Annotated in this window: 11 protein-coding genes; 7 read left to right on the top strand and 4 right to left on the bottom strand. The window is 52.4% G+C overall.

Features of this window, described 5'->3' with window-relative positions:
• Positions 1-6: 6 nt before the first annotated feature.
• The 7 genes from PSH97_RS04900 to PSH97_RS04870 all read left to right on the top strand — a co-directional run bounded on the left by PSH97_RS04900 (position 7) and on the right by PSH97_RS04870 (position 5240).
• On the top strand, positions 7-165 hold the full coding sequence (locus PSH97_RS04900; protein ID WP_223489017.1) for a hypothetical protein: 159 nt from the start codon (positions 7-9) through the stop codon (positions 163-165).
• Positions 162-446 (top strand): hypothetical protein, encoded by a 285-nt coding sequence (locus PSH97_RS04895; protein ID WP_305448326.1) that lies wholly within the window; start codon positions 162-164, stop codon positions 444-446. Before PSH97_RS04900 ends, PSH97_RS04895 begins: the two co-directional genes overlap by 4 nt.
• The gene (locus tag PSH97_RS04890) at positions 443-715 is read left to right on the top strand and encodes a DUF3077 domain-containing protein (protein ID WP_305448325.1); all 273 of its coding nucleotides are present in this window, start codon (positions 443-445) and stop codon (positions 713-715) included. Before PSH97_RS04895 ends, PSH97_RS04890 begins: the two co-directional genes overlap by 4 nt.
• Positions 712-3618: a DUF927 domain-containing protein gene (locus tag PSH97_RS04885; protein WP_305448324.1), complete on the top strand. Its 2907-nt coding sequence runs from the start codon at positions 712-714 to the stop codon at positions 3616-3618. The genes PSH97_RS04890 and PSH97_RS04885 overlap by 4 nt, the downstream gene beginning before the upstream one ends.
• 92 nt (positions 3619-3710) lie before the next feature.
• On the top strand, positions 3711-4655 hold the full coding sequence (locus PSH97_RS04880) for a chromosome segregation protein SMC (protein ID WP_305448323.1): 945 nt from the start codon (positions 3711-3713) through the stop codon (positions 4653-4655).
• Positions 4618-4806, top strand: coding sequence for a hypothetical protein (locus tag PSH97_RS04875; protein WP_124325403.1), 189 nt, complete (start codon positions 4618-4620; stop codon positions 4804-4806). The genes PSH97_RS04880 and PSH97_RS04875 overlap by 38 nt, the downstream gene beginning before the upstream one ends.
• 68 nt (positions 4807-4874) lie before the next feature.
• Entirely contained in the window at positions 4875-5240 is a 366-nt protein-coding gene (locus PSH97_RS04870; RefSeq protein ID WP_305448322.1) for a histone-like nucleoid-structuring protein, MvaT/MvaU family, read from the top strand.
• A gap of 76 nt (positions 5241-5316) precedes the next feature.
• Here the strand turns inward: PSH97_RS04870 and PSH97_RS04865 are convergent, their stop codons facing one another.
• The 4 genes from PSH97_RS04865 to PSH97_RS04850 all read right to left on the bottom strand — a co-directional run bounded on the left by PSH97_RS04865 (position 5317) and on the right by PSH97_RS04850 (position 13266).
• Positions 5317-9129 carry a hypothetical protein gene (locus PSH97_RS04865; protein ID WP_305448321.1) on the bottom strand — a complete coding sequence of 1271 codons (3813 nt, stop codon included), beginning with the start codon at positions 9127-9129 and terminating at the stop codon, positions 5317-5319.
• A gap of 383 nt (positions 9130-9512) precedes the next feature.
• Complete coding sequence (locus PSH97_RS04860; protein WP_305448320.1) at positions 9513-10349, bottom strand: DUF4435 domain-containing protein; 837 nt, start codon at positions 10347-10349, stop codon at positions 9513-9515.
• Positions 10342-11727 carry an ATP-binding protein gene (locus PSH97_RS04855; protein ID WP_305448319.1) on the bottom strand — a complete coding sequence of 462 codons (1386 nt, stop codon included), beginning with the start codon at positions 11725-11727 and terminating at the stop codon, positions 10342-10344. The genes PSH97_RS04860 and PSH97_RS04855 overlap by 8 nt, the downstream gene beginning before the upstream one ends.
• Before the next feature lie 507 nt (positions 11728-12234).
• Entirely contained in the window at positions 12235-13266 is a 1032-nt protein-coding gene (locus tag PSH97_RS04850) for an IS110 family RNA-guided transposase (RefSeq protein ID WP_305448318.1), read from the bottom strand.
• Positions 13267-13837: the final 571 nt, after the last annotated feature.

Genomic DNA, 13837 nt, shown 5'->3' with positions numbered 1-13837 from the left:
CACCCCATGCACACCCTCAATCCGTCCAAAATTCGCGCCGCTGCACACCGTGCAATGGCTCTCGCCGCTTTACATGCCAATTCCAGCCTCGCTACCCGTCTCTCCCGCTACAACAGCCACATGGCCAAAGCCCGCGCACTCGAAACCGCAGGCGGTGCCCAATGAACAGCGCCCTGAGTTTTGCCCTGCCGGAAGACCTGCTCTGCGTAAATCCGAAAGCAGAAGCTGGGGTTCCTATCGACGCCATCACCTGCGCCATAGATCGTGCAGACTCCGTGCTGACGCTGCTGGAGGATCACTTCGAAAGTGAATCCTCGCGCCTAGCCAATCATGTGATCGCCGCCGTCCTCTGGGACGTGCGCGGCACTCTCGGCCTGATCAAAACCCTCACCTTGCACGGTGACAACACCTCCATTCCGGTCGCGCAGAAAGGCGGTGCGCTATGACCACCTCCACCACCCGTGGTCACGCAACATTTACTCGCGTGAACGCCACTGACTTGAAGCTGTTCCGGGTCAATGCCGGAGTACCGGTCGAGGATGCACTGGAGATGGTTTCCCTGCTGCAACATCACGCCAACCAGCTGAACTTCGACGCCGCCATGAGCGACCACGGTGAGCGTTTCAGTTGGCCTGCTCTGTACCTTGGCGAGATGGCCAAAGCATTGATCGACGACATCAACGACGCGCTGTTCTTGGCGAGGGCTGACGCATGAGCCAACGCCCGAGCAACTCCGCGAAACGTCCCAGCTTCGCCGACGTGAAAACCGCCGCACTGAAAGACATTGATCGTGTCCTGTCGCACTGGCTGCCCAATGGCAAGCGCGTAGACGGTGGCAAGGAATACACCGCACCGAATCCGACCCGCAGCGACAAGCGTGCCGGTTCGCTCAAGATCAATTTGAGCAAGGGCACGTGGGCCGACTTCGCTACCGGCGACAAGGGCGGTGACCTGATCGATCTGGTGCGTTATCTGGACGGGGGCACCGACGTCGAGGCCTGTAACAAACTGGAATATCTGCTCAACGTATCGCCCGGCGCCACCCAGGCCAAGCCAGCGTCTACCAAGACAAAAGCACCTGAGTGGAGTGCCATTCAGCCGATCCCGGCCGAGGCCATGAATAAGTGCCCGGCCAAGCATCGGCAACACGGCGCGCCGTCCAAGGTGTGGATCTACCGCGACGCGCAGGGCCAGCCACTCATGGCGCTCTACCGCTTCGACCTTGCGCCGGATGAAGACGGCAGACCGAAGAAAGTCTTTGCTCCCCTGACATGGTGTCAGCGCGCCGATGGCCAGACCACGCAATGGCGCTGGCAGGGTCTGCCCGATCCGCGTCCACTGCTGCGCCTTGACGAACTGACCCAGCGCGCTGACGCACCGGTTATTCTCTGCGAAGGCGAGAAAGCTGCCGACGCCGCCGCCGAACTGTTGTCCGGCTACGCGGCCACCTGCTGGCCGAACGGCTCCAACTCTTGGCACAAAGCCGACCTAACACCGCTCAAGGGTCGCGAAGTGCTGTTGTGGCCGGACAACGATGTCAGCGGCAAAGCCTGCATGGAAGCCGTTGCCGATAAGCTGCGTGAAATCGGCGCCGCTTCGGTTCGGGTCATCGCGCTGGAGGTGTTCAAACGTAAGCCCACGCTGAAGAACGACCGAGCCGCCTTCGCCAAAGGTGGTCAATGGGATGACGGCGACGATGCGGCCGATGCGCTCGCCAAAGGCTGGACAGCCGCTCATATTGCCGAGCTGGAAAGGAGCGGTGAACTGTTCGGGCTGGCTGTCGTAAAGCCGGTACCCGATCACACCGAGACCAAGCCGGAACCGAAGGCAAAAGCAGCAGCCAAGCGTCCCGTTAAATCGAAAAACGACCTGATGCCCGGAGGCTTTCGCCTCACGTCCGAAGGCGTGTTTTATGCGGGCGACGACGGCGAGGCGCGGCCGGTGTGTTCGCCACTGGAAATCCTGGCTCGCACCCGCGACGACAAAGGCCAGAACTGGGGACTACTGGTCGAGTTCGACGATCCCGACGGCGCCAAGAAACGCTGGAATATTCCGGCGCGCACCATGACCAGCGACTTCGGCAAGGACGTACTCGGACCGTTGGTAGATATGGGACTACGCCTCGCGGGCAGCCGCTCAGGGCGCAACGCACGCAACGACCTGCAGAGTTACCTCGGCGGCTTCGACAGCGCGCAACGGGCACGACTGGTCACCCGCTTGGGCTGGCACGACAGCGCCTTTCTGCTGCCAGAGCAACAGGTCGGCGCACACAGCGAACACCTGCACTTTTACGAGGCAGGTTCTCAGCTTCCGCCGATCAGCGAAGCAGGCTCGCTTGAGCAGTGGCAGGAGCAGATCGGCGCACTGTGCGTCGGCAATCATCGATTGGCGTTCGTCGTCGGAGTGGCCTTTGCTGGCCCGCTGCTGCACATGCTCGGCCATGAATCGGGCGGCTTCCATTTGTACGGCGACAGTTCAGGCGGCAAGACCACGCACCTGCAAGTTGCTGCCTCGATCTACGGCGGGCCGCGTCTGGTGCGTTCGTGGCGCTCCACCGATAACGCGCTGGAATCCATCGCCGCCGCGCATTCCGACGGGCTTCTGGTGCTGGATGAAATAGGCATGTGCGATCCGCGCATCATCGGCGAGACGGTGTACATGCTCGGCAACGGCACCGGCAAGGCACGCGCCAATGACCGTGGCCAAGCAGGCCGACAGGTACAGGAGTGGCGTCTGCTGTTTCTCTCCACCGGAGAGAAGACGCTTGCTCAGCACATGGCCGAAGCCAACAAGGAACTGAAAGCGGGCATGGAGGTACGCATGCTCGCCGTTCCGGCCGATGCGAGCAAAGGCCTCGGCATGTTCGATGCGTTGAACGGCTTTGAGGATGCGGCGTCACTGGCTGACGCGCTCAAGGCGCGGGTAGCGAAGTATTACGGCACTCCACTCACCGCTTTCCTCACTGCACTGTGCGAACCGGGCAAACGTCACGGTTGGTCCGCCATCCTGCGTCGCACGCTGGAAGAGTTTATCGCTCAGTCGCTACCGGCCTCGGCCAGCGGACAGGCACACCGGGCAGCCGCTCGTTTCGGCCTCGCGGCCGCAGCGGGTGAGCTGGCCACCGCCATGGGTATCACTGGCTGGCCGGATGGAACCGCCACCATCGCCGCTCGCGTATGCCTCAACGCCTGGATGAACGAGCGTGGCGGCGCCGGGAACTTCGAAGGTGATGCGATCTTGGCGCGGCTGCGCCAGGTCATCGAGCGCTTCGGCGAAAGCCGTTTTACCCGCTGGGAATCGGCGGCGGCAAAGATCGACGAACACGGCCCGCGCACCATCGACCGCCTCGGCTTTCGCAAGACGCTCGAGCACGGACTGGGCGACGCCCTTCACACCACCAACACCTACTACGTGCTGCCCGAGTTATGGCGCTCGGAGATCTTCCGGGGCATGAACATCAACGCCGTGAACAAAGAGCTGCTACAGCGCGGCGTTCTGGAGCCGGGAGGTGATGGCAAGGCGTCGAGTTTGATCCGGTTGCCCGGCCTAGGCACGCAACGCTGCTACGTCGTGAAAACGATTCCAGGAATGGATGAGAGCGAGGCTCGGGCTGCCTGAGGGCATCTCTGCTAATCGAGGTTGCGCCGGCTTAATCCCGGCCTCGCCAGCCACTCAACCCACTCCAATCGAATTGAACAGAGATAAAACAGATGAACGAGATCCAAGAGCTGAAAGACCGTCGCGACCAACTGCTAAGCGAGGCAGAGCGACTGCACGCCGAACTACTGCCCCTCGAGGCCTTGCTGGAAAGTGAAGAACCCATCGAACCGGATCGGAAACGCGAACTGTGGGACAAATACAACGAGCTGAAACGGAATTTCGATTCGCGCAACAACAATGCCGATCTTCTAGATCGGAAGATCAGTCGCCGTGAAAACCTCGCCAATTGCGACTCCCTGATGGCGGGTTACATCGAGGCGATGGATAACTGGACCGCTGACGAGCAGGAGCTAAACGAAAAGCGCCAGAGCCTCAGCACCCGCCTGGCACAGATCCAACAACAGGCGGTTGAGGACATGGCCAAAGCCCGTCAGGCCGAAACGGACGCCGCCACTGCGTACGCGCAGGCCGTCGCATGGGGCGACACCGAAGGCGAGGAGACCGCCAACGCCGATGCGCAAAAGGCCGCGAAGAATCTTACAGCGGCCGCCGAACATAACCGTCGGCAAACACTGATGATGACTGCTCTGGAACAGGAGCTGGTCACCGTAGACAAATACATCGCTGAAGCACAGGAAAAGCATAAAGGGATAGAACGCACCGCCCTCTGGCTCTCGCAGACGGTACTGGAGGAGCAATGGAACGAGGCCGCAAAAGCGTTGTTCGAGGTGGGTGGAAAGCTGTGGGCAAATTACAGCCTGCTGGGTCTTGATCAGGTGGGACTGATGAAGCTGGCCGTTCCAGAGGAAGGCGAAAACTTCGGGAAGTGGACGTGGCACGAACTTTCCGACCGCTCGCGCCAATACACCGCACGCGACTTAGTCCAGCTCAAAAGTCTGTCCATACCGCAACAGCCTGTAGATGTGAGCAATCTAAAACAACGCAAGGATGAACGAAATGAACAAGCAGCCACAGAACAGCGCGAGCTGGTCTGACACGCTCAAAATTCGGAAGGCCCACCTGAATGCCTTGCTGAAAACCATCGACGCGCGTCCGGGCAAAACCAGTCAGATACAAACACTGACCATCAATGCGATTAAAGCGGAAATGGCGCATATTGAAAGCCAACTAAATCGCCGAAAATAGTGCTGAACTTGTTAACAGCGCTACCATCCTAATAAACACGTACAGCCTCTCAGAACAAGGGAATCAATATGTCCAAACTCGCAGAATACCGTCAGTTGGAAAAACATCTCGCCGAGCAACTCCAGGCACTGGAAGCACTGAAAGGCGATGATGGACTGAAGAAAGAAATGGAGTTCGAAACGAAGCTGCGCAAGCTGCTCGATCAGTATGGTTTCAGCCTGAAGCACATCATTAATCTGCTCGATCCACAAACCACCGCCCGACGCCAATCTGCGGCTCCGGCTGCCAGCACACGCAAGCCACGCGAACTCAAGATCTACAAAAACCCGAATACCGGGGAAGTGATCGAAACCAAAGGTGGGAATCACAAAGCTTTGAAAGAGTGGAAAGCAGAGCACGGTGCCGACGTCGTCGAAGGATGGCTGAAGAAGTAAAATAGCTTCACCTAAAAAAGGGCCCTCATGGGCCCTTTTTAGCAAAAACTCACAAAGCTACTTTTGAATGACAGCTTCATAAATCTCTCTTAATACTTCTCGCAACAACGAACTCAGCTTCACGTTCATAAGACTCTGCCATATCTCGCAGCGAGGTTGAAAGACGATGATACCCCGCCTCCTCTAAGTCGCTTGCTTTGGACCTGTACCCCTCAGCTAAGACTCTCTCCCCGGCACCTGTAGGGTCAACCCAATGTGCTCCGCGCTGATTGTACAAAGCTGTTCTATAACCATCTCGCATGGGCTCTGCATCTTTTGCGTTTAATACGGTGGCTACCGAGCGATGAATCCAAAGTCCATCGGGATCCTGTGGTGCATAGGTGAGGCAATGGCCGATCATGGACAATGCCACTTCCAGATGTCCAGACGTGGTGCAAATCTCTTTCACGGAACTAATCCAGTTCTTAAAAAAATCCCCGTCAAGTTCACCGCTTAGTGCCAGCCCCGGCAGTTGCTGCCAATTACTTAAAAGGCGATAGGCATTGGTCGCGACCCTTTGCTGCCCTTCATCAAGAGGAGTTGCATCCTCAGTCGCGTTCTCATGCTTAGGATTGAAAACGAGACGTATGACCTCGCAGAAAAAATCAGGTTCGTGAGCGAGCTTTTTCCACAAAAAAACAGGTGAGCCATCGCTATGTTTGTCCAGCAATGGCAAGTATGCCCATTCGATATTAACTATCTCATTCAAACTCACATCAGAACGGCACTGCAGTGCTTTAATAATCTCCGTAGTCTGATATGAGTCAATAGAACTTTGAGGTTCATTTGAGCGAAGCGCTGCTAAAAGTGCCTTCACAGCTAATTGAGGATTGAATGGCGATTCTCTATGAATGCAAACACCAATACACCTTAACGCTGCGTTTGGGCGATCATTAATGATGAGCTTATCAATGGCAAAATCAATATTTTCAGATTCCTCAAAAAAATTGGCAGGCGTGGCCCGCCAATATTGATCATCGTCAGATGCGAGTAATCGCCCCACATACTCCCAAGTTTTGTCATTGAAAGGTAAATATGATAAGAAAACGCCCTTGTCAAATGATGTCCATTTCAATAGATCAAGTTGGTCAACCCAAGACCAACCCAGCGAACTAAACCTGCCCCACACAAACCCTTCGACAAAACTGACAAGCTTGCTATCGCTGCTATTTATTAAGCCAGGCAGAATTATCGAATCGACTTGACCAGAAGCAATTTTTCCATATGCGATTCCTACTCGCCAAGAAGACTTCACGACTAATGCAAAACTTATGATGGATGCATAACCACCCAAGGCTTCGATTTCGACCAAAGCTTTTTCACGTCTCAGGCTAAGGCGCTGGCTTTTTTCTTCAAAGCTCCCTCCTTCCTCATAAAAATCAAAGTCCCTTTCACTGAATAGGCGGCGATGGATAAAGGCTGGCGATTTAGGAGATAGTTTTTCTGCCGTTTCAGCGATCCTATTGATTCGCTCCGATGACATTGCCCATTCAGAATCGATGAATCTTCGATGTTTAGAAATAACATCCACCAACTTGTTCCACAAAACAACAATATCGTCCTCAGGCAAGAGAGCAGGCGCCTTGACTTCCAAATAATTCAGAAACCTTTCACCAGCTTCTAACGGTAGGCATTCAATGCAATCTAGCACTTCTGAAAGTCTTGCAGGATCATTTGTCACTTCATCCACGAGCATCTCTGCATATCGTAGCACCTGAGAATTGTAATCTGATGCTTTTACTCCGTCTGTCCAGTCATCTGGAATCGTTTCTCTCCACTCGGGTTTCCGAGTCCCCGAAGATGATGAGTGAGAACTAGGCAAGAGTGCCAATAAAAGCTTCCAACCAACCAAAGGATGTTCATCTACAACAAGTGATACTGCTACATATCTTTGTTTTATAGAAGCACATGTTTGAGGATACCAAGGGAGAAAAATATCTCTCAGTGAGTTTGCGGGACGATTTGCCCACTGCCCACCTGGGTCGAGCGCGCATAGCTCTGCAAGGCAGTATACCGCCCTGTTTAAGTAAACAGGATCCCATGCTAACGTCTCTAATGACCACAGCAACGCGCTAATATAAGTTCGCCCCGTTATTCCGCCACCCTCTTGACGAAACAAGATCTCCAGAGGACCGTTTTCTTGTGCCAATGCATCCTCAACTGCTTTGAGAAAAATGCTGGGTGCAGCTTCCGCAAACAAGGGCAATAAATTTCCTAAACTTGCCCACCGAATCCAGTCAGCACCGGATAGCGTTTCATAAACGATATTGGAGACAGTCGCCTCCGCCTTATTAGGCTTACAAGAAATCAAAGCGTTAGCATGATTACCTAACAGAGCTAAGGTTTCGGCCAACCCCCTTCTTAATTCTTGCGAATGAAGTAAAACCTTGCCGTGAACAGCTGCCGCGTAACGTTGCTCAACAGGAAGATCAAATTGAGGATCTGCCTCTGTGAATACTGAAATAGCGATAGTTCGAAATCGTTCGAGATGTTCGTCAAATATTCTTGGACCTAACGCATACCAGCCTTCAAAGCGTAAGCTAAATTTCCAATCTCCATATTGATGAATTAGGGGAGTGCCCGAGGCGAGTGCTGCAACTCGCATTGACTCAATCCACTCCCCGTAGGAGTTTCCCGTTAGGGTTTCCACGATAGTACGATCAGCGGAACACTCATCAGCCCAAGTCCCTAGCATCATCGCTACTGCTAATTCCGATGCGACAGATCCTTCAGCCCATTCAGGCATCAATGAAAGGTTTTGGAGGCACCGGAGTAAGGATCCGAGATTTCCGGCACACTTCTGGGCCAATGAGCGCGCTCGTTCCTCTCCGTATCCCGAGTGTGTGAGTGCCTCTTTAACATCCTGCGAACGAGGATTGTGCAAAGATGCACTCGCAGGGTCTGGGATACCGCCCGCGGCGCCACCAAAAATAACTGCGTGTCCTGCACGCCTTGCCATTTGGATCAACTTGGTGCCTGAAACTCCGCTCAGATCTAGCCCGGAGTCTGCAATCAGGAAGAGTTTTTCTCTCTGAGCGGATAAAGCCTTCCAGCCTTCCACCGTGGACACTACAAGACAGCGTCCTGCGGCATCAGCCCTGAACTCTTCACTCTGCTCAGCCAAATATGCAGAGACAAAATCAACAACCTGATCTGGATAGCGGGTGCTGAGTTTTAATTGGACTGCATTCCCAACGAAAATCTCATGAATTTTTGAGCAGGCTTCATCCCTGCCTGTAAGAAAGACGCGGGGCATCAAGGATGGAGGCTCACCAATAGAGCGAATCAAGTTCCAGCGCTGGTCCGGTGTCTCGATGGCTTGGGGAGGCAACCCAATGATTATATTTGCAAGCCATAGCTCCACCGCCGGGAATTGGCGAATCCAGTCGATTAGCTTTGTGCCGTCAATGACTCTTACTTCGGCCCACTCGTCCCTGGCTATTCGATCCTCTAGCCACCGCCCTTGCGCGTCTTCCTTCCAAGTGTGTTCCCAATCCCTTCTGCCGGAGCGGGGCGTGACAAATACAAAGCTCGACTGCCGCCGAATATTTTCGGGGACTGCTTCGACCAAGCCGTTGTAGTCAGCGGTAGCTTTATCACCCGCTTTCAGCCCAGTACCTACCTCCCAAAATGATCTTCCTTCCGGTACGAAGGGATCAAAAGATAGATTCACATGCAACACACCATCCGGGCCGTGTTGACCGATGCTATCTCCCAATGGAAACCGGCGCTCCAGCGGGGCTGGACACGACGCAGCCACCAAACGCCAAACTAATTCAACTATCACTCCTTGAGCATCACGAGCGTTTCCAAGAACCCATTCGTCGAGCTGATTTTCGGTGAGGATCATCCCTGCCTGCTCCTAGAATTTTTTCGCCTATTACTAAATGCCTAATAACGCGGCCCGCATGGAGAGATAGCACCAAGTCCCCATAACAGCCAGATCAAATTGCATCGCACAGGCATCTAAATAGATCGAAGTATCTATAACGCAGACCAGGGCACACAGCCAGTTGAGGCAGTTTTAACGACCTCTTTTGGCCGGTTGCTGTCTGTCACCAAGGGCAGAAATCGACCCATCGATGCCGGTCATGATGGGCTGTAGCTGGCCGATAGGAGCCTGTCGCGACCGACTGTAATCGACCAAATGGTCAGTCGTGAAACGGGCTGTTTTTGCCAAAACAGCCCAGTCGGATATTTCCAGAAATCAGGGGAAATATAAAGTGAAGTGTATTACGCAATACAACCGAGAATTGCTGGAAAATCTTTTGCAGACAATACCATAAATCGTTCAAATGCACTGGCGCTGGCTATTTCCTTTACTCCTTTGAAAGCCTTGATAGACCAAGCAACAAGTTCTACGAAATCATGACCACGTATGAACGTTTTAGGGTCGCCATCCAAAGTCGCATCCCATTTTTCAATACTCTCGAGAAATTTATCTCGTACTGCATTGATATTGTTTTTATTGATAAGGCGCTTAATATATTCGTCGCCATCAAAAGAAATGATATCTCCACGCGCCGTCAGAAAGCGATCTATTTCCATCCATTCGATATTTAGACGCATTTCAGCGTCCGCTAACCGATATGAATATAATTTTTTCAGGACGCTTACAAATGAGGCATGAAAATCATTAAAATTTACTATCTTGGCGCGACCTGCAACAACTACGATCCTCTCAATGCTCCCAAAAAAGTATAATTCAATTGAGCAACAATCCAGCCAGGACAAGCGTGGCGTAATTTCGAGACGGCCAAACCATTGATCTAAGTCGCGATCCACTACGCATCTATACTTCAAGTCTCCATTTAAAGTAGAAAGCTCCCTGGCGAGAGCTATGACGCGCTGTTTATTTCCAGATGTAAGCCCATACTTCTCCAGAGTTTCAGCGCTAACGTCTACAGTATCAATTGCGTATACGACTCGATCACTTCGACCAGTACCTTTCAAGCATTCAATAAAAATCTCTTGATCAAATACGCCTTCTACATAAATATCATCAAGTTCGGGTTCGAAGGTGTATCGAGCCTGCAGCTCCTCAATGCTACGACGGGGGAATTCAACCATTTTTATTTACCAAGCGAACAACTCTTTGTCTATGTTGAGCCAGCAATTCCATAGAGTGAGAAGCGAAAATGAACTGAACTTCTGAGCCTTTTGTTATCTCTAAAAGTGATCTTATTAGCTGTCTCTGCCATTTAACATTTAGCGAGATTTCCGGCTCATCAATAATAAACACGCATGGTTTGTCTCTGCCGGTAAGCACGTAGCAAAAGAGAAGCAACAATTGCTGTTCTCCTGACGATAAATTGCCCCAATCTAAGGGGAAACCCTTCGCATTCTGGACGCTAAACCCTTGACTTACCTTGTATGAAATCTTCTTATCTGACAGAAAATCATTGACCATTTCAACAAATTTATCTACCAGCTCATATATCAAATCAAGGGCTGCTAGTCGACCATTTAGACTGTCAATATATGGTTTCAAAAGTCCAGCCGCTAGAGTGCTCTTAGGTTTAGATTTTGTGCTAAGAGATTTTTTGAACTCAACCATGTTGAGCGGTGTAGCCAACTCGTACTTTGCGAGCTCCGCAGTTTTTATTTCTATGTTTGACAGCTGTTTTTGCAGTTCATTAACATCTGTGGGTTCTCCGACGGCTTTCTTGGAAGAAACAAGATGCTTCAATACTTGGGAGTAAGCTTGGTGTACATTTTCAGATCCCCGATTTGCACTATGTACAGCCTTTCTTGAGATCCATCGAGCCGCAGAATTTATCGCTTGAGACAATGCTATTTCGCGAGATCTTACTACCAAGTCATTGATGCGCTTAGGCTCCTCGTATCGCATTACACGACGAAGCTCCATCTCATCACTTGGATCTGAAACAGAGTCGCTGTCGAGCCTACGGTCAGCATTTAGAATGAAAGTCGTCGGCGTTAATGCTTCCAGCGCCTGGATATAAACTTCTTCACCATACTTTTCAGTATCAATTGGAAGTGAAGGTTCTTCTTTGCTGAATTTTAAAATTTGTTTTCCGTCATCATCGAAATAAAAGTGGTATGCACCTTCATTGTTTGCGGACTTCGGAACCCAATCCCATAGAGCAATAAACTCCTCATTTTTCTTTATATATAGAGAGAGTTTTTTTGCTTTGCCTTGCTCCTCGTGATCGGCCGCCAAGTGCCTAGTAACCCCAAGTAGAATGCCGTTCGATAAATCCACCTCTAGCGAGTGAAAATAAGTATCGAACAAAGCATTTCTGTGACCTCTATTTGTTGCGGCAGACAACAAATGAAATGCCAGTCTCAGAATTGTACTTTTTCCGAACCCATTATCACCATATAAAATCGCCGCGTTAGATAATGTGCCTTCTTCTGGCAAGTTGTACGTGTACATCCCAAAAAGGCCTTGAATTCTTATGGCTGAAATCAGCGGCTCCTGCATGCTTAAACTCCATGATCAAAAAGTTTCAAATGGCTTTCTATGATGATTCTAATCAGCGATGCTATCTTAAATTTGTGGGCAGCATAAGATAAGTTTGACTGTAAAATGGGGGTTTATGAAAAATTTCCTAATGCCATACCTCTCATAGGCCTGTCTAAATTCGGCTTAGGTCACCCTGGTCTTTATCGACACACCTCGATAATTGCTTTTTGCCGAAAGCGACCTTTACTGATCGTCCGTATATGGACTCCTCCTCATTGCAAGCCCCGTTGCTTTGGCGCCCGTGCCGACTGCACACGTATATTCGGCCTCTAAATACGGCATCGTTTCGATGCAGGGCCATGATGGGCTATTCGCGCGCCGGCTCCCGATCGCTTTTTCGTGCTTTTCGCACTTGGACATTCGAGGGTTTTGCCGACGCCGGTTCGACCGGTTTGCCATCGTTCAGGTTGCTTCGCAATCGTGGTTAAGAGTTGTTTCTCTCGTAGAACACGTCGGGTAAATAGATCAGGCCGCTGCCTGATTCGGTTGGTAATCAGTTCCGTGATGCAGCATCGCCCAAGCCATGCGTGCAGTTTTGTTGGCCAGCGCAATAGCGGCCACATTGGGATGCGATCGCTCGGCTAAACGAACGGCCCACTGACTGAGCCGATCCTCTTTGGATTTGGCTGTGCGTAGCGCCGAGCGTGCGCCATGCACCATCAATGTTCGTAGATACGTATCACCGCGCTTGCTGATGCCGAGCAGTCGATCCTTACCACCAGAACTGTGTTGCCTCGGTGTCAGTCCCAGCGAGGCGGCAAACTGTCGGCCATTGGCAAACTGACGGGCATCACCGAGAGCGACGACGAGCGCTGTGGCGATCATTGGACCGACACCGCGTAGCTGTTGAAGGCGAACGGCGGACGGCTCGTTAGTCGCGATCGCAGTGATCTCGCCGTCGAGCTTGCTTACACGCCCATCCAGCGCACGAAGGTCGTCCCACAAACCATCCAGTAGACGACGAAAGCGTGCCGTCAAACCGTTATCCGCATCCTCTAGCCAGCATGGTATTGCACGACGCAGCATCAGCAATTCCTTCGGTGCAACAAGACCGTACTCGGCGACCAGCCCACGGATCTGATTGGCTTTGGCCGTCCGCTGTTCGATTAAGCCGGCCCGGATGCGATGCGTCGCCTGGATATCCTGTTGTTCGATCGTCTTGATGGCGACGAAGCGCATGCTGGGACGGCTCATCGCTTCGCAGATCGCCTCGGCATCGTTCGCGTCGTTCTTGTTGCTTTTGACATAAGGTTTAACGAACTGGGGGGCGATCAGCTTGACTCGAAATCCGAGAGCTTCGAGTTGCCGCGCCCAATGATGGGCCCCTCCGCAACTCTCCATGCCGATCTCACAACCAGGTTCGACCTTTTCCAGCACCGTTTGAAGCCAGCGATCACGTGGTAGCCGCTGCCGCCAGACCGGCTTCTCATGGCAATCCACACCGTGGATCTGAAACACGTTCTTGGCCAGGTCGACCCCAATTCGCATAAGCTTCATGTGTGGACTCCTTCTCACTGTTGACTGTGGTTCGCACTTTCAGTCTGGCACTCAAGATGCCGAAGTGAGGAGGAGTCCATCCCATTGCTTTTGGCCGATAGTAGACCTTGGCGAACCTCCACGCGTGGCCGGCAGCGAACCTTGAGCGCTGAGTTTCCTTGGTGCCCGTCGAATGACTATAGCGTTACACCGTTCGACATCGTTACACCGCACACGCGGGAGGCTTCCAGCCGATGTAACATTATTTTTTACCTTTAAATTCAATAGGTTAACCATTCCAGTTACACCAGTTACACCAGTTACACCAGTTACACGACAATTCCGAGGTATCTGCCCCGCTCCCCGTAAGCAAGGAGTTCCATCAGCGAAGAAATTCCAGCAGGGGCCGGGGCCCCTGAGGCAATGAAACACACACGGGGTCGGAAACCCGCGTGATCGTGTTAGCGGAAAAACGCCCAGCTTAGTGAACAGGTGAACCGGGTGAACTGCTGTTCACCAGTGCATTTGCACTATGACTTGGGATGTCGCAGGGGACCCTGGGCATTTCGGATAGACACGGGGCAAAGAACCC

The sequence above is a fragment of the Pseudomonas cucumis genome (genome assembly GCF_030687935.1).
Taxonomy (GTDB): Bacteria; Pseudomonadota; Gammaproteobacteria; order Pseudomonadales; family Pseudomonadaceae; genus Aquipseudomonas; species Aquipseudomonas cucumis.
The sequence above is the reverse complement of the archived record's forward strand: the minus strand, read 5'-3'. Positions and strand labels throughout refer to the sequence as shown.